This window comes from Bradyrhizobium sp. LeoA1Lang (assembly GCF_055413685.1).
The window spans coordinates 1-19,106 of sequence record NZ_JBVAPG010000152.1 but is presented as its reverse complement, the minus strand read 5'-3'; the positions used below and the strand labels follow the sequence as shown (position 1 = coordinate 19,106).

17 protein-coding genes and 2 pseudogenes are annotated in these 19,106 nt (G+C 62.6%); 10 read left to right on the top strand and 9 right to left on the bottom strand.

The annotated features are described in order from the left end of the window. Nucleotides 1–121, bottom strand: a pseudogene (locus ACZYOF_RS34390) (IS5/IS1182 family transposase); the annotation flags it as partial. Between the two features lie 120 nt (nucleotides 122–241). Further along, nucleotides 242–1,222, bottom strand: coding sequence for a helix-turn-helix domain-containing protein (locus tag ACZYOF_RS34385; RefSeq protein ID WP_463718546.1), 981 nt, complete (start codon nucleotides 1,220–1,222; stop codon nucleotides 242–244). 351 nt (nucleotides 1,223–1,573) lie between these two features. Here ACZYOF_RS34385 and ACZYOF_RS34380 point away from each other — a divergent pair, with 351 nt between their 5' ends. Next, nucleotides 1,574–2,383, top strand: coding sequence for an outer membrane protein (locus tag ACZYOF_RS34380; RefSeq protein ID WP_282528412.1), 810 nt, complete (start codon nucleotides 1,574–1,576; stop codon nucleotides 2,381–2,383). Nucleotides 2,384–2,704: 321 nt separating this feature from the next. Beyond that, nucleotides 2,705–3,883, top strand: coding sequence for a GGDEF domain-containing protein (locus tag ACZYOF_RS34375; RefSeq protein ID WP_463718549.1), 1,179 nt, complete (start codon nucleotides 2,705–2,707; stop codon nucleotides 3,881–3,883). 10 nt (nucleotides 3,884–3,893) lie between these two features. On the opposite strand, the gene ACZYOF_RS34370 is transcribed toward ACZYOF_RS34375, so the two are convergent. After that, entirely contained in the window at nucleotides 3,894–4,691 is a 798-nt protein-coding gene (locus tag ACZYOF_RS34370) for a MetQ/NlpA family ABC transporter substrate-binding protein (RefSeq protein ID WP_463718545.1), read from the bottom strand. Between the two features lie 65 nt (nucleotides 4,692–4,756). Between ACZYOF_RS34370 and ACZYOF_RS34365 the strand changes: the two genes are divergently transcribed. After that, the gene (locus ACZYOF_RS34365; protein WP_463718544.1) at nucleotides 4,757–4,888 is read left to right on the top strand and encodes a hypothetical protein; all 132 of its coding nucleotides are present in this window, start codon (nucleotides 4,757–4,759) and stop codon (nucleotides 4,886–4,888) included. A gap of 41 nt (nucleotides 4,889–4,929) precedes the next feature. Beyond that, the gene (locus ACZYOF_RS34360; RefSeq protein ID WP_463718543.1) at nucleotides 4,930–6,333 is read left to right on the top strand and encodes an LLM class flavin-dependent oxidoreductase; all 1,404 of its coding nucleotides are present in this window, start codon (nucleotides 4,930–4,932) and stop codon (nucleotides 6,331–6,333) included. A 42-nt stretch (nucleotides 6,334–6,375) separates the two neighbouring features. Here ACZYOF_RS34360 and ACZYOF_RS34355 read toward each other — a convergent pair whose 3' ends face one another. Beyond that, a complete protein-coding gene (locus ACZYOF_RS34355; RefSeq protein WP_463718542.1) occupies nucleotides 6,376–7,152 on the bottom strand; it encodes a MetQ/NlpA family ABC transporter substrate-binding protein in 777 nt (258 codons plus the stop codon). Nucleotides 7,153–7,504: 352 nt separating this feature from the next. Here ACZYOF_RS34355 and ACZYOF_RS34350 point away from each other — a divergent pair, with 352 nt between their 5' ends. Then, nucleotides 7,505–8,512, top strand: a complete 1,008-nt coding sequence (locus tag ACZYOF_RS34350; protein WP_463718541.1) for an aliphatic sulfonate ABC transporter substrate-binding protein — start codon at nucleotides 7,505–7,507, stop codon at nucleotides 8,510–8,512. Nucleotides 8,513–8,527: 15 nt separating this feature from the next. Here the strand turns inward: ACZYOF_RS34350 and ACZYOF_RS34345 are convergent, their stop codons facing one another. The 3 genes from ACZYOF_RS34345 to ACZYOF_RS34335 all read right to left on the bottom strand — a co-directional run bounded on the left by ACZYOF_RS34345 (nucleotide 8,528) and on the right by ACZYOF_RS34335 (nucleotide 11,572). Further along, nucleotides 8,528–9,193, bottom strand: coding sequence for a methionine ABC transporter permease (locus tag ACZYOF_RS34345; RefSeq protein WP_463718540.1), 666 nt, complete (start codon nucleotides 9,191–9,193; stop codon nucleotides 8,528–8,530). Continuing rightward, nucleotides 9,183–10,304: a methionine ABC transporter ATP-binding protein gene (locus tag ACZYOF_RS34340; RefSeq protein WP_463718539.1), complete on the bottom strand. Its 1,122-nt coding sequence runs from the start codon at nucleotides 10,302–10,304 to the stop codon at nucleotides 9,183–9,185. The genes ACZYOF_RS34345 and ACZYOF_RS34340 overlap by 11 nt, the downstream gene beginning before the upstream one ends. Before the next feature lie 173 nt (nucleotides 10,305–10,477). Then, nucleotides 10,478–11,572 carry an LLM class flavin-dependent oxidoreductase gene (locus ACZYOF_RS34335; RefSeq protein ID WP_463718538.1) on the bottom strand — a complete coding sequence of 365 codons (1,095 nt, stop codon included), beginning with the start codon at nucleotides 11,570–11,572 and terminating at the stop codon, nucleotides 10,478–10,480. Nucleotides 11,573–12,040: 468 nt separating this feature from the next. Here ACZYOF_RS34335 and ACZYOF_RS34330 point away from each other — a divergent pair, with 468 nt between their 5' ends. The 5 genes from ACZYOF_RS34330 to ACZYOF_RS34310 all read left to right on the top strand — a co-directional run bounded on the left by ACZYOF_RS34330 (nucleotide 12,041) and on the right by ACZYOF_RS34310 (nucleotide 16,609). Further along, entirely contained in the window at nucleotides 12,041–12,796 is a 756-nt protein-coding gene (locus ACZYOF_RS34330) for an ABC transporter permease subunit (protein ID WP_463718548.1), read from the top strand. Nucleotides 12,797–12,837: 41 nt separating this feature from the next. Further along, nucleotides 12,838–13,512, top strand: a complete 675-nt coding sequence (locus ACZYOF_RS34325; protein ID WP_463718547.1) for an ABC transporter ATP-binding protein — start codon at nucleotides 12,838–12,840, stop codon at nucleotides 13,510–13,512. Between the two features lie 25 nt (nucleotides 13,513–13,537). Next, nucleotides 13,538–14,542, top strand: a complete 1,005-nt coding sequence (locus ACZYOF_RS34320; RefSeq protein ID WP_463718537.1) for an NrtA/SsuA/CpmA family ABC transporter substrate-binding protein — start codon at nucleotides 13,538–13,540, stop codon at nucleotides 14,540–14,542. A 31-nt stretch (nucleotides 14,543–14,573) separates the two neighbouring features. Continuing rightward, nucleotides 14,574–15,806: an acyl-CoA dehydrogenase family protein gene (locus ACZYOF_RS34315; RefSeq protein WP_463718536.1), complete on the top strand. Its 1,233-nt coding sequence runs from the start codon at nucleotides 14,574–14,576 to the stop codon at nucleotides 15,804–15,806. A 617-nt stretch (nucleotides 15,807–16,423) separates the two neighbouring features. Next, entirely contained in the window at nucleotides 16,424–16,609 is a 186-nt protein-coding gene (locus ACZYOF_RS34310) for a hypothetical protein (protein ID WP_282528421.1), read from the top strand. A gap of 361 nt (nucleotides 16,610–16,970) precedes the next feature. On the opposite strand, the gene ACZYOF_RS34305 is transcribed toward ACZYOF_RS34310, so the two are convergent. Together ACZYOF_RS34305 and ACZYOF_RS34300 are read right to left on the bottom strand one after the other, a co-directional pair. After that, nucleotides 16,971–17,660 carry a DUF2848 domain-containing protein gene (locus tag ACZYOF_RS34305; RefSeq protein ID WP_463718535.1) on the bottom strand — a complete coding sequence of 230 codons (690 nt, stop codon included), beginning with the start codon at nucleotides 17,658–17,660 and terminating at the stop codon, nucleotides 16,971–16,973. Between the two features lie 43 nt (nucleotides 17,661–17,703). Beyond that, nucleotides 17,704–18,969: pseudogene (locus tag ACZYOF_RS34300) on the bottom strand (thiamine pyrophosphate-dependent enzyme); the annotation flags it as partial. Between the last annotated feature and the right edge of the window lie 137 nt (nucleotides 18,970–19,106).

Sequence of the window (19,106 nt, the reverse complement as noted above, 5' to 3'; positions counted from 1 at the left end):
ATAACACGCCCTCGACAAACATCCGGTTGTCGCGGCCTGTCGAACCACGCTGGTCCGGCCGACCGATGATCAAGCCGGAGATACGGTCCCATTGCGTGTCGTTCAGAACGAGCCGATCCAGAACCCCAAGGCTTCCTCCTAAAAGAAAGCCTTGAATCACGTTCCGTCTGATTTGAGAATCCCAAGAGTCCACACAGCCTAGCCGGTTACACAGCGCGCGAGGACCTCGATCGCTGATCGATCAACGGCCGGACGAATCGCGCCGGCACTCCGTCGGAGTGACTCCGAAGCGGCCGCGGAACCGCTGGTTGAAGTAGGAGACCTCGCCGAAGCCGCATGCGAGCGCGATCTCGCTGATCTTGAGACGATCTCCCTGCTCGCTCGTAAGCATGTGCCGCGCCTGCTGCAACCGGCGCTCCAGCAGGCGCTCCGTGAAGCTCTGGCCCGTCTCCTGCGAGAGATCCTGCACATATCTGGTCGAGAGACCGAGATGGCGGGCAACGTTCGCTGCCGAGAAACCGGCACTCATGAAGCTTCGATCGATCTCGGCAATAATGTCGTGAATGCGCGATGCCCGCAGGCCACGCGTCGTGGCGATCTGCGCGGCATCACCGCGCGCGCCGAGCACCAGCGCGATCAGGTCGAGAAGAGTCGTGCGAATATGCGCGTCAAGCTGCGGGTCGTGCGGCGCACGCGACAGCTTCACGACGCTTTCGATATAGCGCCGCAGGTGCGCAACGGCCGGTCGCTGCGGATCGAGAGGCCGCGCCAACAGGTCGTCCGCCTGGCCGACGAGGGCCGCCAGCCGCTCCCTGGAGACCGTCAATGTCGTCCAGGCGAAGGGCGCATCGGAGCTCATGTCGGCGGGCATGCCGTTTGTCCCGAGAAATGCGCCGCCGGAAGCAAGATTGGCTTCGCGGTTTGACTGATCCACCCGCAGCGTGCCCGCGCCGCGATGGAACACTAGGCAGAAATCATCATCGGGGCCGCGGGAAATGGCGCTCCTCGATCGCCTGATCCTGCCGAAAGTGCCGCCGAATCGCGTGACGTGAACGTCTTGAAAATCGGACCAGCGGAGGAATCCCGAAAACGGCCGATCGTCGAATCGCGTGATGTCGACACAACAGGTGAGCGCCTCCACCTTCTCATACCAGAGGGAAAATCTTCGATCGTCTTCGAGTGCTGGATCGAGATTATCGGAGTGGAAGCTTGCTTGATGCATTGTTCTTGGAATTGCACTTACACACGCATGCTACCGGGGCTGATCGACGCGGGCCATGAGTAACTCTGCCGCAGCGCGCCCTGAATCGCTCGCATGCCGCTTCGGGTTGTTGCGTAACGGCCACAGGGACGAACGGTTTAGCGGGAGCGCGCTCGGGCTCAAATCCAGTGCGGGCGAGAACAAGACCGTCGCTGCAACCCCTGCCATGTTGCGACACGGCTGCTGCGAGGAACTGCGTCGAGCTCGACCAGCGCGAGGTCACGACGCGCTCGCCCAGCCTTCACATGTCGCCGTCCCATGACGGCGATGCACTGGAAAACCCTTTCTCCAGGGAAATTTAGGGGCGTGGTAATGAAGACGTTTCTACTCGGCACTGTCTTTGGTCTTGGCTTGGCGGCGGGCCCGACCTTTGCCGCCGATCTGTCCTATCCGGTCAAGGCGCCGCCCGTCGCGGCCGTCCCAGTGTTCTCCTGGACCGGCTTCTATATCGGCGCCAATGTCGGCTTTGGCGGCGACAAGTTCAACTATCCCTTCCAGGCATTCCAGCGGCAGCTTCAGGCGGAAGCGCCTGCGCTCGAGTCGAGCCTCGCCGGCAATGTCAGCCTGAACTCGAGCGGTTTCTTCGGCGGTGGCCAGATCGGCTACAATTATCAGTTCGCCAATAATGTGGTCGCCGGCATCGAAGCCGATTTCGAATGGTCGGGTATCGAGGGCAAGCTCGCGGGCGCCGCGCTCTTCACCGCTCCGGACGCTGTCGGCAACGCAAGCTTCGACATCGGATCCGAGATCGAATGGTTCGGCACCATTCGCGGCCGCCTCGGCTACACCTGGGACAGGGTCCTTCTCTACGCGACCGGCGGCGCGGCTTACGGCAAGGTCAAATCGCACGCGACCTTCAACGCAAATGGACTTGTTGGTCCGCTGCCAGCCGCGATCGCGGCCAGCGACACGCAATGGGGCTGGACCGCGGGCGCCGGTCTCGAATATGCCCTTACGCCGAACTGGTCCTTCAAGACGGAATATCTCTACGTGGACCTTGGCAGCCACACCGTGTTCAACAACACGGTTTCCGACGTCGCCAACGGCTTCTTCTCGAGCGCCAGCATGGACGTCAGCACCAAGCTTCACACGGTCAAGGCCGGCGTCAACTACAGATTCTGAACGAATCGAACATCTGCATGACTCGGGGAGCTGCGTATCGACGCCGCTCCCCGATTTCCTTAAGACTATCTTGACCACGTCACGGCCCCTCGCCGCTTCATCGCGCGCGAATCAGTTCCTTCCGAACGAGATCGGATCGCTGTCCTCTCCGGCTACCGATACCGGCCGGTACGGAAGCGCGCATGGCGCGCGGTAACCGACATCATCAATCACAACCGATTCAATCGATCGAATTGTAGTGAATTCGCCCTCGTTCCTTTAAGGTCGGGCGGATAGCTGGTCGTGCCGGGGAAAGGTCCGGAGTTGTGGTCCTTGTTCGATATGTTCACCGTCGGGCTGTTGGCCGAGGCCGCATGCGCGATCGGTTGCTTGATCATCTTGATCACATGGATGCGGGATCGCTCCACCAAGTCGTATTCCTGGTGGATCCTCGGGTTCCTGCTGTCCGGCCTTGGCGTCATTCTTGCGGCACAGCGCCAGACGCTGCCCCAGCTCTCGGCCTTCGGCGTTCCCGGTTTTTTCGCACTGTTCGGCGCGGGCGCGCTCTGGTGTGGCTTGCGCGTTTTCGACCAACGGCCGCTGCCCGTATTGGCGCTGCTGCCGCCGTTGATCTGGGCTTTTGGCCTGCCGTTCGCGTACCCGAGCTACGCGCTTCGCCAGATCGACTACAATCTCGCGATCGGCACGATGACGCTCCTGATCGGCCTCGATCTCTGGCGCTCCTCCTCCCGGGAACTTTCGCCGCGGCTCTGCATCGCGCTGATCTGCCTGTTTGAGACGGTGGTCAGTTACAGCCAGGCCATCGCCATCTTCGTCATGCGCGACGAGATCGGCCAGGGCCCGCTCCGGGGATGGCTCACGTTCGCACCGTTCCAATCCGCCGTCGCGATGGTGGCGATCGTCGTCCTCGGCATTCTGATGATCGGCGAGCGTTCCGAGCGCCGGCTGCGCGATCTCGCGATGAAGGATCAGTTGACCGGCGTCCTCAATCGACGCGGCTTCTTCGAAGCCAGCGCAGCCCGTCTCGCCAAACTATCTGGCAAGTCGTGCGAGATCGCGATTGCGCTCTTTGACATCGATTACTTCAAGGCCATCAACGACAAGCATGGCCATCCCGCCGGAGACGAGGTCATCGCCGAGTTCGCGCGACGCGCCGCAGGCGCGATCCGCCAGGGCGATATCTTCGGCAGGATCGGCGGGGAAGAATTCGCGCTGCTGCTGCCGGACACTACGATCAACGATGCAAGGCTCGTCGTCGATCGGGTCCGCGCCACGTTCAGCGATGCACCGATCCTTCATGACAACATTGAAATCATGGCCACCGCGAGCGCGGGGATATCGATCGCCCACGCTCGAGACATCGTCCTGGACCGGCTGATGTCGGCAGCCGATTCCGCCCTGTACGCGGCGAAGAAGGCGGGACGCAATCGGACCAGCATCCTGCACCCGGTGGCGCCGGCCGATCGCGACGCCGCGCCGATCGTCCGCAGCTCGTCCTGAACCGCCTAGTCTAGCTGTTGAACCCGGCCGGGATGAAGGCCGGCAGCTTCTCCTCGATGAACTGCTTCACCTGCGGCGAGTTGAAGACCTGGATGAACGCCTTCAGGCGCGGATCGTCCTTCTTGTCGGCACGTGCGGTGAAGCGCAGGACCAGGCCGTCATCGAGGGTGCGGTCGATGATCAGCGCCGATTTCGGATCGCCGCCGGCCGAGATCAGATAGGTGACGTTGACGAGCGCCAGCGTGACGTCATCGAGCGAACGGTAGGTCTGCGCGGGATCGAGTTCGACGATCTTCAGGTTTTTGGGGTTTTCGATGATGTCGAACTTGCTCACCGCGAAACCTTTGCCCGGCGTCAGCTTGATCAGGCCGGCGCGTTCGAGCAGGATCAATCCGCGCGCGCCGTTCAAGGGCTCGTTGGGAATCGCGACGCTGTCGCCGGACTTGATCTCGTCGAGGCTCTTGATCTTCTTCGAGAACAATCCGACCGGCGCGATCACGCCGACCTTGTCGACCTGAACGAGATTGAAGCCGCGCTGCTTGTTCTGCAGCGCCAGATAAGTCCCGTGCTGGAACAGGTTCGCGTCGACGTCACCGCTGTTGACCGCTTCGTTCAGCGCGACCCAGTCGCTGAGCTCGACGATCTTGACGTCCTGCCCCTTTTCCTTGGCGAGCTTGGCGGCATAGCCGGCCAACTGCCCAACCGGGCCGGCGCTGGTCGCGATCTTCAGCGGCTCGTCAGCAACCGCAGCGGTGGTGAAGGCAAGGAACAGGCTGGCCGCCTGCGCCATACGCATGAACGTCTTCATCTTGTCAGGTCCATCTCTTCTCGAAGGATCGTATGAGGCCGCCTCGCGAGCGCCGTTGACGAATGATGCTTGCCGATCTCTGCGCTGTCGAGGCGTCGGAGAAAATAGCGATGCGCGTGCTGCCGCTTTGCCCTGACACGGCGGTAATCTTTCATCCGGCCGGGCAAATTGAAAACAACGTCGTCCGGCTCGCGTGATAGTTTCCGCGAAACACGAACCCTTTGCCGGAGTACGGCCGATGACGAGACCGCGAGAACTTCGCTTCAACGCGTTCAACATGACCGCGCCGAGCCACAACTGGGCCGGCCTGTGGTCACATCCGCGCGACGCGTCGATTAACTACAACACGCTCGATTATTGGGTCGACTATGCCAAAACGGCGGAGCGCGGTTTGCTCGACGGCATCTTCCTTGCCGATGTCTTTGGCGTCTACGACGTCTATGGCGGCAATCCGGATACGGCGATCAGCCATGCCGTCCAGTTGCCCAACGCCGAGCCGACGCTGCTGGTCTCCGCGATGGCGCTGGTCACCAAGCATCTCGGCTTCGGCATCACCTCGAACCTGACATTCGAGCATCCCTATCAGTTCGCCCGCCGCTTCTCGACGCTCGACCATCTCACCAAAGGACGGATCGGCTGGAACATCGTGACCGGTTATCTCGACAGTGGCGCGCGCGGGATGGGCCTGCCCACCACTCGTGCCCATGACGAGCGCTACGATGCGGCGGAGGATTTTCTCGCTGCCGTCTACAAGCTCTGGGAAGGCAGTTGGGAGGACGACGCGGTCCGCCGCGACCGTGGAACGCGCCTGTTCGCCGATCCGGCGAAGGTCCATCGTGTCAGGCACGAAGGCTCGCACTATCGAGTCGACGGCATCCATCTCGCCGAACCGTCGCCGCAGCGCACGCCGCTATTGTATCAGGCGGGAACGTCACGGCGCGGCCGCGCCTTCGCCGCAAGGCATGCGGAAGCGATCTTCCTCAACGGCCAGACCAGGCCGATCCTCGCGCGCGCCGTCCGCGAGATCAGGGAGGCCGCAAAGGAATTCGGGCGCGATCCCTATGACATCAGGCTGTTCGCCGGCGCCACCGTGATCGTGGCCCCGACGCGCGCCGAAGCCAAGGATCTGCTCGAGGATTATGCCAGCCATGTCGACCAGGCCGGGCAGCTCGCGCTGCTCTCAGGGTGGACCGGCATCGACTTCTCGACCTACCGACCCGAAGAGGCTGTGCAATATGTCGAGAGCAATGCGATCCAGTCGATGGTCGAGAATTTCACAGTGCGTAGCGAGCGGCCGGTGAGGATCGGAGACCTTGCCAGCTTGAGCCGCCTCGGCGCGCGCTCGCCCTTCGTGGTCGGCTCGCCGCAAGACGTTGCGGACGAACTGATCGCCTGGGCGGAAGAGACCGACGTCGACGGATTCAATCTGTTCCGTCTTGTCGTGCCGGAATCGCTGAATGCGTTCGTCGATCTGGTGGTGCCAGAACTGCAATCCCGCGGCGTCTACAAGACCGCCTATCGCGACGGCACCTTGCGGGAGAAGCTGTTTCCGGGACGGAGAGCGCGCCTGCATGCGACGCATCCGGGTGCAGGCTTTCGCCGCCCCGCGACCGATGCCGTTCGATCCGACGCCGCCGAATAGTGCATCGACTGTTCGGCAGCGCGGATCGAACAGATCGGTTCGCTACCACGTGGCGAGGTAGGTGCCTTTGAAGCGCTTCTCGATGAACGCCTTTACCGGGTCCGAGTGATAGGCGTCGATGAGCTGCTTGACCCAAGGCTTGTCCTTGTCTTCCTCGCGCACGGCGATGATGTTGACCCACGGGCCGTCCGCCGCCTCATGCGCGATCGCATCGACCGCCGGATTGAGGCCGGCCTGCACCGCATAGTTGTTGTTGATCGAGACGAGGTCGACGTCCTGCAGCGAACGCGGGAGCTGCGCCGCATCGAGCTCAACGAAGCGCAATTTCTTCGGATTGTCGGTGATGTCGGCAATCGTCGAGGCGACGTTGTTCGGGTCCTTCAACTTGATCACGCCGTGAAGGGCGAGGATCATCAGTCCGCGCGCGCCGTTCGAGGGATCGTTGGCGATCGCCACCCGCGCGCCCTCCGGCAGATCCGACAGCTTCTTGTATTTCAGCGAGTAGACGCCCTGCGGCGAAGCGATGGTATTGGCGACCTTCACGATCTTCCAGCCGGTCTTGGAGATCTGGTTCTTCAGATAGGGCTCATGCTGGAACGAGTTCGCTTCCAAATCCTTCAGCGCCAGCGCCTGATTGGGAATGACGTAATCGGTGAATTCGACGACCTTGATATCGAGGCCGCGCTCGGCGGCCACTTTCTTCACCACCTCGATGATTTCGGCGTGCGGCCCGGCGGTGACGCCAACCCGGATGGTTTCGGCCCTTGCGGCGCCGGCAAACAATGCAGCCGCCGCAACGATCGCGGTAAAGATTCGCATAAAGCTCTCCAAGGATCAGACAAATGGACCTGGCTGCCACTAGCGCCGATCATTCCGTGCTTCAACCGCCTGCGTGACAAAACGACGAAACGGCTGCGATCATTCAAACCCGGGAACAAAACATTCGCTCTGCGCTGCAGTGCGATACTTCTGTTCTCCGCAAGAACTGATCTTCGACAGCAGCGAATGACGCGGCATGGTGAAAGGGTGTCACGCAAAACGTAGTTCTCATAATTGTCGCCTGCGGAGAATTTTGCACCACATCAGACGACTTCTCCGTAATTGCCACCGGCACGCGATTGATCACAAATGAGGCTCCGGAATTCATCCGCATTTTTTGGAAGCCACAGATATGCTGTTTTTGCCTCGCCAGCGCCCGAAAGTTCCAGCCGCCTCCCGGATCAAACCCATCAGGCGCCGGCTTACCACGGGGGCGCTTGGCCTGCTGGCGATGGTCTCGCTGGCGCGCCCTGCGATCTCGGAGGAAATCCGGATCGGCTACCAGAAGTCCTCGACGCTCACCGCGATCCTCAAGACCAATGGCGAACTGGAGAAAGCGCTCGCGCCGCTCGGCATCACCGTATCCTGGCACGAGTTCACCAGCGGATTGCCGCTGCTCGAGGCCATCAATGTCGGCAGCGTCGATTTTGGCGCCGACGTCGCAGACACCGTGCCGATCTTTGCACAGGCCGCGGGCGCCAAGCTTGCCTATGTCGCTGAAGAAGCGGCATCGCCGTCTGCGCAGGCGATCCTGGTTCCGAAGGAATCGCCCATCAAAACGGTAGCCGACCTCAAGGGCAAGAAGGTTGCGGTGACCAAAGGCGCCGGCAGCCATTTCCTGTTGCTTGCCGCGCTCGCCAAGTCCGGCCTCACCTTCAAGGACATCGCGCCCGCCTACCTGACGCCGGCCGACGGCCGCGCCGCCTTCGTCAGCGGCAATGTCGACGCCTGGGTGGCCTGGGATCCCTTCCTCACCAGCGCGAGCCGCCAGTCCGGCGCACGCGTGCTCTCCGACGGCAGCAACGGCCTTGCCAGCTACAAGCGCTATTATGTCGCCTCGGCCGCGTTCGCCGATCGCCGCGGCGACGCGCTCAACGTGATCTTCACCAAGCTTGCCGAAACCGGCACATGGGTCAAAGCCAACCCCAAGGATGCGGCCGCCATTCTCGCCAACCTCTGGGGCATCGATGCCACGGCGGTGGAAGAAGCCAACAGCCATCGCTCCTACAAGGTCGGCGCGGTCACCGTCGCCGGCCTGTCGGAGCAGCAGCGCATCGCGGATGCGTTCGTCGCCGAAGGCTTGATCCCGAAGAAGGTCGATACCACCGACGTCAAGATCTGGGCGCCGAAGGGGTCGTAACCAAATCCCGCGGCTTCAGCGATGGCGCAGCCGGCGGTTGACCCGGCGCGCCAGATAGTCGCCAGCGGTCTGCACCGTCTGCACCAGCACGATCAGGACCACCACCACGGCCAGCATCATTTCCGGCATGAAGCGCTGATAGCCGTAGCGGATGCCGAGATCGCCCAGTCCGCCGCCGCCGACAGCGCCGACCATCGCCGAATAGCCGAGCAGGCTGACCACCGCGAGCGTCAGCGACAGCACGAGCCCCGGCAGCGCCTCGGGGATCAAGACCTTAAGCACGACCTGCAGCGGGGTGGCCCCGAACGACGACGCCGTTTCGATCAGGCCGGCATCGACCTCGCGGATCGCCCCCTCGACGAGGCGCGCGATGAAGGGCGTCGAGGCGATGGTGAGCGGAACGATCGCGGCCCCCGACCCGATCGAGGTGCCCGCCACGAGGCGCGTGAACGGGATGATCGCAACGACGAGGATGATGAAGGGCGTGGAGCGCGTCGCATTGACGATCATGCCAAGGATCGCATTCGCGGCCGGTGCGGCAAACAACTCGCCCTTGCGGCTGGTGGCGAGGAAGACGCCGATCGGCAGGCCGAACAACGTGCCGAGCGCAGCGGAAACCGCGACCATGAACAAGCTTTCGCCGGTCGCCTGGATGATGAGATTGATGAGTTCAGGCGACATAGCCGAGACGCTCCGCGGAAAACCGATGTTGGACAAGGAAGGACAGCGCGCGTGCAACCACGGCCTCGTCGCCGGGCACGCCAAGCGTCAGTGAACCGACCTGCTGGCCGCCAATCTCGTCGATCCGCGCCGACAACAGCGCCGCATCGATCGCAAGCTCGCGCGACAGGCGCGCCACCAGCCGGTCGCCGCCATCGCCGCGGACGAGCACGCGGATCACGGCCTGGCCACCTGGTACAGGCTGCTGCTGCAGCCGGCTCGACAAGGAGACCGGAACGGCATTGCCGAGAACCTCGGAGAGGAAGCTCTGCGTGATCGCATGTTGCGGATGGGTAAAGATCTCGGCGACATGGCCGCGCTCGACAATGTGCCCGGCATCGAGCACGATCACCTCCTTGGCGAGCTGTCGTACGACGGACATCTCGTGCGTGATCAGGATGATGGTCACGCCAAGCTCGCGGTTGATATTGGCGAGCAGGTCGAGAATCGAGCGCGTCGTCTGCGGATCGAGCGCCGAGGTCGCCTCATCAGACAGCAGCACGTTCGGCCGCGTCGCCAGCGCACGCGCGATGCCGATCCGTTGCTTCTGGCCGCCGGAGAGCTCCGACGGATAGCGGTTGCGCTTGTCGGCGATGTCAACGAGGTCGAGCAGCTCCGAGACGCGCGCGGCGATCTCGGCTTTCGGCCAGCCGGCAATTTCAAGCGGCAAGGCGATATTGTCCGCTGCCGTCCGCGACGACAGCAGGTTGAAGTGTTGGAAGATCATGCCGATCGAGCGCTGCGCCAGCCGCAGCTCGCGACCGGAAAGCGCCGAGATGTCGCTGTCGTCGACGATGACGCGGCCTGTCGTCGGCTTCTCCAGCCCGTTGATCAGCCGCACCAGGCTCGACTTGCCGGCCCCGGAGCGGCCGATCACGCCGGTGATGGCGCCGCGCGAAATCGCGAAGTCGATGTCCTGCAGCGCCATGACGCTCGGCTTGCCGCGATAGGCGGGATAGGTCTTCGAGACGGCCTCGAACCGCACCATCGTCTCCTTGGAGACGACGTCGGTGGCGACGGGCGGAAATGCCTCCGGCGGTCGTGAGGCCGCGAGAGATTGATGCACATTCATTGCTGGATTTCCGGTCTTTCGGCTACACGCTGCAGCGCACAATTACGCGAGCAGGTGCCGCTGGCAATTCCAGATATCGGCGGAGACGTAGGCCAAGCTTTCGTCGCTCGCCTCCACGAGAGAAAATTCCTCCCAGCCGAACAGGCACGCCCGTTTTTGACACCGACCGATCGTTAGCGCGAACCTGCCAACAATGATGTTCCGTCGGCCGCCAACGCGGACCGCACCTGCCGCACGCGCGGGATGATCTCGTTCGCAAAACGCTCCATCTCCGCCTCGAACGGCTGGAACTGCAGCATGAACAGCTCAATGCCGGCTCCCTGGAATGCAAGAATGCGCGATGCCACTTCGTCATAGCTGCCGACAAGGCCCGCGGCCGTGCCGCCATTGCTGCCGACCCGCGCGGTCTTCTGCATCGTCTGCATCATCACGACCTTCGGATCGGTGTTCTGCCTCTGGATCGCCCGCATCGACGCATCCTTGGCGGCGAGGTCCGACAGCCGCTGGTACGCCGCCTGGGCCTCTTCATTGGTCTGCCGCGCGATCACGAATGCCGAAAGGCCGAAGCGTACCGGCGCCGAGACCCGCGGCCGCGCCGCGACGTCGGCAATCAGCGCCGCGACATCCGCCAGCGGTTGGCCGTTGATGAACCAGACGTCGCCGTGATCGGCGACCAGGGCCCGCGCCGGCTCGGATTCGCCGCCGACATAGATCAGCGGCCGTTGCCGGTAAAGGTCGGCGGGCCGGAGCGCGTAGTCGCGCACGTCGAAATGCTCGCCCTTGTAGGTCAGGCGTTCGCCCTGCATCAGGCGCGACACCACGCTGATCCATTCGCGGCCATAGGCATAGCGCGCGTCATGCTCCGCAAAGCCGATGCCCGCCTTTTCGAGCTCGGGCTTGTTCCAGGCATTGACGAGATTGATCGCGAAGCGGCCGCGGCTGATGTTCTCGATTCCAAGCGCCATCTTCGCCAGCACCACCGGGTGATAGAGATACGGCTTGATAGCGGCGATGATCTCGATCCGGCTCGTCAGTGCCGCAAGCGCCGCCGCCGCGCTCCACGCTTCCAACTGATCGAGATCCTCCTGATGCGGATTGATGGTGTGCTGCGCGACCAGCGTGGAGTCATAACCGAGCCACTCCGCCGCCAGCACCAGATCGCGGTTGCGCTCCCACGACGCATCATAGGGTTCTTGGGGATCCTGATGCGCGGCGCGCGGTCCATGGACCGGCGCCCAGATGCCGAAACGAAGCGGTCGTGCCGTCATTTTTATTTCTCTGTTGTGATTTCGTTCCAAGCGGGCGCGTGATCTCGCGGCGAAAGCGCCGCTGTTGTCGCCAAAGCACGAAGAGAGATCAAGCGCAGAACGCGTTGAAAGATATTCTTTGCCGTCTCACGCGCGCAAAGAAATCAGAAAACTCTCCACCGCCAGACAATTGGAAAACCGCTCTATTTCTGTCCGGTCAAATTCGTGGGACATTTTGCGATGCATGAAAGGCTACGCACTCGTGATCGGCGGCACGCCGCCAATTGAGTGAATGCGCTGATGCGTGTCGCGCGTGGCATCCCGATGTCGCTTCATCTGCTCGCGCATCATGCAGCACGTTGAAACGAGGACGACGTTATCTTGAGCAACCTAGAACAAACCGTCTCCCCGGTCGAATTTGAAGACCTTAAGCGCAAAGACGGCGCGGCGGCACTCCCGCGCAAACCATTCGAGCTCGGCCGCCGGGGGCTGCAACTGCTCTCCTGGCTGGCGCCAGTGACGCTGCTCGTCGTTTGGGAGGTGCTGGCGCAGGCCGGATGGCTATCGCCGCACGTGTTGCCGGCGCCAAGCAAGGTCGTCAGGACGGCGTTCAAGCTTGCGACCACCGGAAGCCTGCTGAACGATCTCGGCATCAGCCTGCTGCGTGCCGCGACCGGCTTTGCGATCGGCGGCAGCATCGGCTTTGCGCTTGGCACGCTCGTCGGCTTCTCCCGCATCGCGGAGGCCGCGATCGACCGCAGCGTGCAGATGATCCGCGCGATTCCGTTCCTGGCTGCGCTGCCGCTCGTCATCGTCTGGCTTGGCGTCGGCGAAGCCGAGAAGATTTTCCTGGTCGCGCTTGGGGTCACCTTTCCGATCTACATCAACACCACGTTGGGGATTCGCCAGGTTGATCCGAAACTGGTCGAGCTCGGACGCATCCAGGGCCTGGGCACGCTTGAATTGATCCGGCGGATCATTTTGCCGGGCGCCCTGCCCTCGATCCTGACCGGCGTCCGCTACGCGCTCGCAACCGCATGGCTCGCCTTGGTGGTGGCCGAGACCATCGGCGCGCAGTCCGGCATCGGCTTCCTCGCGATGGATGCCCGCGAGTTCCTGCGCACCGACGTGATCGTATTGACCATCGTGATCTATGCGCTGATCGGCGTCGCAGCGGATGCGATCGCGCGCTTGCTCGAGCGGCGCCTGCTCGCCTGGCACCCGAATTATGGAGGCGCGCGGTGACCCTTCATGTCGTGCCCTCGTCTGTTGCTTCACCGGCGGTGATGGTGACCAACCTGCGTCGTGCCTATGGCAGCCGGATCGTGATCGAAAACCTCAATCTGCGCATCGAACGCGGCGAGTTCGTCGCCCTGCTCGGCGAAAGCGGTTGCGGCAAGACCACGCTGCTGCGCGCGTTGGCAGGGCTCGACCCGATCGATGGCGGCCGCATCGTCGCGCCGCGACGTCCGGCGGTCGTGTTCCAGGAGCATCGTCTGCTGCCGTGGGACAGTCTTTGGCGCAACGTGTCGCTCGGACTGGAGGTCAAGGATCCACGCCAACGCGCCGCAGCGGCACTAGCCGAGGTCGGGCTCGGCGACCGCCTCGATGACTGGCCGCGCAATCTTTCCGGCGGGCAGGCGCAGCGCGTCGCGTTGGCACGCGCCCTGGTGCAACAGCCGGAGTTGCTGCTGCTCGACGAGCCCTTTGCCGCGCTCGACGCGCTGACCCGCATCCGCATGCACGATCTTGTCCGCGAATTGGTCGCGAGCCATCGGCCGGGTGTCCTGCTCGTGACACACGACGTGGACGAAGCGATTGCGCTCGCCGACCGCATCCTGGTGATGCGCGAAGGACGGATTGCGTTCGAACATCGAACCAAGGGCGATGGCGCAAGCCGGATTGCCCGCGCCGAGCTGCTCACAGAGCTCGGCGTCGTTGCGTCTCACCATACTGCTTGAGCTTTCTCGGAAGGATCATTCATCCATGTCTGACTTCGCGTTTGCAAAGCCGTCGCGCCGCCGTTTCCTCGGCTCTGCCGCCGCGGGCCTCGGCACGCTCGCCGGCCTCGGCTTGCCCAAGACCGCGCGATCGGCGACCGGCCGCACCACCGACACCGTCCGCCTGACCTGGGGCCTCAGCGGCCTCAATCTGATCGCCAAGGAACGCGGCGAGTTCGACAAGCTCTTGGCCAAGGACGGCATCAAGGTCGAATGGCTCGGACCGTTCCCGAACCATGCACCGACCCTGCAGGCGGTGACCGGCGGCAGCGCCGACTTCAGCTTCGGCGGCAGCACCACGCCCGCGCTGGCCGCGATCATCGCCGGCTCGCCGCTGGTGTTCACGCAATTCGTCGTCTACGAGCCGCGCACCACTGCGATCATCGCCAAGGACGATTCCGGCATTAGCAAGATCGAAGATCTCGTCGGCAAGTCGGTCGCGGTGAACCGTTCGGGCCTCGGCGAATTCCTGCTCGTCGCGGCACTGGAGAAGCACAAGGTCGATCGCTCCGCGGTGAAATTCGTCTATCTCAATCCGCCCGATGCGGCGCCAGCGCTCGCCTCCGGCAAGGTTGACGCCTGGTCGATGTGGAGCCCCGGCGTTGACATCGCCCGCCTCGAATACAAGGCGCACGACATCTTCCTCGAGGGTCGCGACCTGGATTTCCAGATCGATTACACTTCCTACCTCACCACCCGCAAATTCGCGACCGACAATCCAGGGCTGGTCCGCGCCGTCAACGACGCCTTCCGCGCTGAGGGCAAATGGATTTCGGAGAACAGCAAGGACGCCGAATACATCGCGCAGAAAGCCGGCAAATACAGCGACCAGGTGCGCGACCAGTTCATCGCGCTGAACCGGCAGTACCGCTACTTCCCGGTCAATGACGAAAAGTTCCTCGCCGACCTGCAGAAGGCCGCCGACTGGCTGGTGGCACGCAAGGTCTTGCCCGAGCCGGTCAAGATCACCGACCACCTGGCTCAGCTCTGAACGATCACTTCAACTCCATTCAGGTCAAACGATGAACAAGCCTGTATCCGCGCATTCGCTTGGGTCTCCGCACCGTCTCGATCCGCGCTCCCCGGATCTTGAGGCGCTATTGAAGCATATTGCGGAAGGCGCGAGCGAACGCGAGCGCGACCGGGTCCTTCCGTTCCAGGAGATCGACCTGATCCGCAAGGTGCGGCTCGGCGCACTGCGGCTGCCGACGCCGGCCGGCGGCGCCGGTGGCACGATCCGCGAATTGTTCGAGGTCGTGATCCGCCTTGGCGAGGCCGACGCCAATGTTGCGCATATCCTGCGCAACCATTTCAGCGTGGTCGAGCTCCTGGTGCGCAACCCTAAGGACGAGCAGAGCCGGATATGGCAGAAGGCGGTTGCCGAAGGCGCCATCATCGGACTTGCAACCACCGAGCTCGAGAGCCCTAAGGTCGGCGACATCACGCCCAATACGACGCTGACGCCGGATGAGAACGGCGACTTCCTGCTGAACGGCACGAAATATTACAGCACCGGCACGCTGTATTCGGACTACGTGCTGGTGCGCGCCGCCGATCCGTCGGGGGCGATCGGCGCGACGATCATCCCGGTGAAGCGGGAAGGCGTTGAGCTGATTGACGATTGGGACGGTCTCGGCCAGCGGCTGACGGCAACCGGCACGACCCATTTCCGCAATGTGAAGGTCAAGCGGCAGGAGGTCGTGTTCGATGCGCCGGACATCGGTTATGGCGTTCCCTATTCGAACACGTTCGCGCAACTGTTCCTGACCGCGATCGTCGCCGGCATCGCGCGCGCCAGCCTGCGCGACGCTGCAGCCCTTGTCCGCTCCCGCAAGCGGACTTTCTATTATGCGCCGAGCCAGACCCCGACCGACGATCCGCTGCTGCAGCAGACCGTCGGCCAGATCGCAAGCGGCGCCTTCGCTGCCGAGACCGTGGTGCTGGCGGCGGCTGAAGCGCTTGACGTCGCGACCGATGCGTTCGACGCGGGCGCCGCCGACGCAGTCGAGGCGGCGCACAAGGCTGCGCTGCTGTCGGCAAAGGCCAAGATCGTGGCGGACGAATTCGCGATCCGCGCCGGCAGCCTGTTGTTCGACGTCGGCGGCGCCTCCGCCACCAAGAAGGTCACCAACTTCGACCGCCACTGGCGCAACGCTCGGACCCTGTCCTCACACAACCCCACCAACTTCAAGGCGCGCTCGATCGGGCAATACGAGATCAGCGGCACACCGCTGCCGGCCAAGGGCTTCTTCTAGGGGACGATCCGGAAAACCCCACCCAGGCTGCCGTGCTGACGCCGCCGCGTTGCCGGCCATTGCGACCTTCGCACCAGAGCGACCAACCGCCGGAGGCGCCGACGCAGTCGACGCGCTACCGGCGAAAGTTCTTCAACCCTTCGAAGCGATGCCGGGCGGCCATATGCAAGTTCGAGCAGCATGAGCATTTCGAGGCTAGACATGGTTGCGCGATCCTGTTGCTCCGCCATGCCTCGGTCGCTGAAGCGTCGGCGGAGACGAAACTATGATCAGCAAATCGTAAGAGCGATCGATCTTCAGTCAATGAAATGAAACCAGCTTTGTTTGCCAGGACAGGCAATGATTGCGTTGCCGTCGATACGAGTGCTGGAAGATTTGCGAGGATCGCTGCTCTTCCGATATCAAACTCCTACGTTGCCCCGTCAAATTTGAATGCCGTCGCTCCAATCCGGATGTGCGGAAGTCTTGCAGATCACGGCGTATGTCGAGATATGCGTCACCGCGTAGCCGGAACTCGCTTCGACTTTGACCTGGAGGTGTGATCTCGATCACAATTAAATCGGGTCAACCACGCTAAGGTCTCTCGCGCTTGCGGAATGTCTGCGGGGACCAATCGAATGGATGACGAGTTTTGCAGAGAAAGAGCGCGTGCGGTTCGCGCTATTGCCGAGCAAGCTGATCCCTTGATCAAGCGACGCCTGCTGCAATTGGCGCAACACTATGAGCGGCGCGTCCGCCTCTCCGAAGGCAACAAGAATGATCGAGACCCGGACAGGAAAGCGTCGACCGAGTTCCAGAATTAACCGGAATCGCCAGCATCAAGCTTAACGACCGAATGTCATTGAGACCGCGCGCACGGTCGCGATAGCATCGGCCTCGCCGGAAATTGCCCTTGCCGGGACTAACATGGCGATGCCCATCGGGCGATCATACTCCGCCCGATGGGTTTCGTTCCAGCGTTGGAAACACCGCTGATGATCGCCCGCCGTCCAAAGCCATCCTGGACGAGACTTTGGCATCTATGGATCGTCATCGTCCCTCGGCGATCGATCACCGGAAAACTGGTGCATGGCCGCGTGTGGCGCCGGCATGACGGGCAGAAGTGGCTTTACAAGCGCTTCTGCGAAGTTGACAGCGCCGGGTGTGAAGTCCCGGCGTAGGGATTTAGCCTAGCACCGGCAGCGTGATGATCTCGTAGCCGTGGCTGATGCTGCGCTTCAGGACCGGATCTTCGATCACATAATCGAAGCGGCTGGCTGGGCGGATGCCATCCTTGGCGGCGAAGGTGCCGCAGAACATGGCGCAGCCGTCAGGCAGTTTGCCACTGCCAAATCCGCGCTCGATCAGATCGGGCACCGGCAGCATTCCGCTCAGCGCGCCTTCCTGATAAAGCACGCGTTCGCCGGCGATCGTCGCCCAGGATCGCAGCATGATCTGGTCCCAGTGGCCTTCGATTTCGGCGAGATCCCACAGCATCGGCGCCACGGGCTTGTCGCACATCTGCTTGGACACCGTGATGTTGTAGGTTTCGACCTTGCGATCGGTGTGATCAGAGCCGACGCCGACGAGCGTACGCCCCTCAAATCCAAACAGCACGAACTCGACCTCTCCGCTCGACTCGGTGCCGGTGCATTCAATGCTGCCGGCGGTTGTCAGCCTGCGCGCGGCACATCGGTAATAGATCGGCGTCGAGGCCGGCGGCGCGATGCCGATCGCCGCAAGCTCGGCAATGTGCTTATCGCGCGCGACCGGATCGCGCCCGGTCCAGCCGGCGATCACCGCCTGCGTGATCGACAATTTGAGCGGCGTCGTGGCGCTTCTGGCAACCAAAGTGAATTCGATATCGTTCTTCATGTCCGTTCCTGTGGGCGCGCGCGTTCGATTTTTGGGCCAAGCTTTACAAGCTACGATCCGGAGTGAGTTGATTGCGATTGACGCGCAGTTCGATGACGGTCGGCCGATCCGCTGTCGCCGCCCGCGCAAAGGTATCGGGGAATTGATCGTGGTGATCGACGATCTCGCCATGCGCCCCGTACGACCTCGCCAGGGCCGCAAAATCCGGATTCAGCAGATCCGTGCCGCTCGGTCGATTCGGAAAATGGTTCTCCTGATGCATCCGGATCGAGCCGTACATGCCGTTATTGACGATGATGACAATGATCGGAAGTTTGTGCTGAACCGCGGTCGCAAACTCCTGCGACGCCATCATGAAGCAACCATCGCCGGCGAGACAGACCACCGTGCGGTCCGGATGACGCAGCTTCGCTGCGATCGCCGCCGGCAGGCCATAGCCCATCGAGCCGGACTTCGGCGCAATCTGCGTGCCGAGTTGCCGGTAGCCGTAATAGCGATGCAGCCAGATCGTATAGTTCCCGGCGCCATTGGTGACAATGGCATCATCAGGCAATACGCGATTGAGATGGGCGATCACCTTGGAGAGATCGAAGCTCGCCGTATCGGGCCGTGGCGACTGATAGTTGACCAGAGCCTGGCGTGACTCATCGCGCCATGTAGCCCACGGCTTTGCATCCAGTGGCCGCAGCTTCGCGAGCGCGGCGACGAAATTGGACGATCTCGATTGGATCGCGAGTGTCGGATTATAGGTCCTGCCGAGCTCTTCGGCTCCCGGGAACACATGGATCAGGACTTGCTTCGGCGTCGGCACGTCGAGCAATGAGAAATGGTTGGTGGTGACATCGCCAAGCCTGTCCCCGATCACCAGGAGCAGGTCTGCCGCCTTGACGCGCTCCATCAAGGCCTTGCTGCAGCCGAGGCTGAGATCGCCGACATAGTTCGGGCTTCGATTGTCCAGCACGTCCTGCGACCGGAAGCCTGCAACGACCGGCAGCTCGTTGCGCGCAACGAACGCCTTGAATTGCTCAACCGCCTCCGGCGTCCAGCCGAGATTGCCGACGATGACGAGCGGCTTTTGCGCTCGACTGAGCAGTTCGCCGACCTGCGCTATTTGCTGATCCGACGGCGCGGTCTCGACAACCTGCGAGCGGAGCGCATCGCCGGCATCGCTCATGGCACTAAGGACGTCTTCGGGGAACGACAGCACCACCGGGCCGGGACGCCCCTGCATCGCGATGTGGAAGGCACGATTGACGAACTCGGGAATCTGGTCCGGCGACTGCACCTCGCCGACCCATTTCGTCATGTCGTCGAATGTTCGTGAGCGTCATCCGGCGACCACGCACTGAGGGCTGATCTGGTCGGCTAGGAAGATCTCGTGGATTGTTTCGTCACGAGGTCACCATGTCAAAAGATAGTTGTAAGGATGGCGATAAGGATAGGCAT

Bases quoted from the DNA above. Each gene is read 5' to 3' on its own strand.
- ACZYOF_RS34375 (WP_463718549.1), top strand. From the start codon at position 2,705: ATGTTCACCGTCGGGCTGTTGGCCGAGGCCGCATGCGCGATCGGTTGC.
- ACZYOF_RS34380 (WP_282528412.1), top strand. From the start codon at position 1,574: ATGAAGACGTTTCTACTCGGCACTGTCTTTGGTCTTGGCTTGGCGGCG.
- ACZYOF_RS34325 (WP_463718547.1), top strand. From the start codon at position 12,838: ATGGTGACCAACCTGCGTCGTGCCTATGGCAGCCGGATCGTGATCGAA.
- ACZYOF_RS34350 (WP_463718541.1), top strand. From the start codon at position 7,505: ATGCTGTTTTTGCCTCGCCAGCGCCCGAAAGTTCCAGCCGCCTCCCGG.
- ACZYOF_RS34360 (WP_463718543.1), top strand. From the start codon at position 4,930: ATGACGAGACCGCGAGAACTTCGCTTCAACGCGTTCAACATGACCGCG.
- ACZYOF_RS34345 (WP_463718540.1), bottom strand. From the start codon at position 9,193: ATGTCGCCTGAACTCATCAATCTCATCATCCAGGCGACCGGCGAAAGC.
- ACZYOF_RS34340 (WP_463718539.1), bottom strand. From the start codon at position 10,304: ATGAATGTGCATCAATCTCTCGCGGCCTCACGACCGCCGGAGGCATTT.
- ACZYOF_RS34335 (WP_463718538.1), bottom strand. From the start codon at position 11,572: ATGACGGCACGACCGCTTCGTTTCGGCATCTGGGCGCCGGTCCATGGA.
- ACZYOF_RS34365 (WP_463718544.1), top strand. From the start codon at position 4,757: ATGCTTGCCGATCTCTGCGCTGTCGAGGCGTCGGAGAAAATAGCGATG.
- ACZYOF_RS34310 (WP_282528421.1), top strand. From the start codon at position 16,424: ATGGATGACGAGTTTTGCAGAGAAAGAGCGCGTGCGGTTCGCGCTATT.
- ACZYOF_RS34315 (WP_463718536.1), top strand. From the start codon at position 14,574: ATGAACAAGCCTGTATCCGCGCATTCGCTTGGGTCTCCGCACCGTCTC.
- ACZYOF_RS34355 (WP_463718542.1), bottom strand. From the start codon at position 7,152: ATGCGAATCTTTACCGCGATCGTTGCGGCGGCTGCATTGTTTGCCGGC.
- ACZYOF_RS34385 (WP_463718546.1), bottom strand. From the start codon at position 1,222: ATGCATCAAGCAAGCTTCCACTCCGATAATCTCGATCCAGCACTCGAA.
- ACZYOF_RS34320 (WP_463718537.1), top strand. From the start codon at position 13,538: ATGTCTGACTTCGCGTTTGCAAAGCCGTCGCGCCGCCGTTTCCTCGGC.
- ACZYOF_RS34305 (WP_463718535.1), bottom strand. From the start codon at position 17,660: ATGAAGAACGATATCGAATTCACTTTGGTTGCCAGAAGCGCCACGACG.
- ACZYOF_RS34370 (WP_463718545.1), bottom strand. From the start codon at position 4,691: ATGAAGACGTTCATGCGTATGGCGCAGGCGGCCAGCCTGTTCCTTGCC.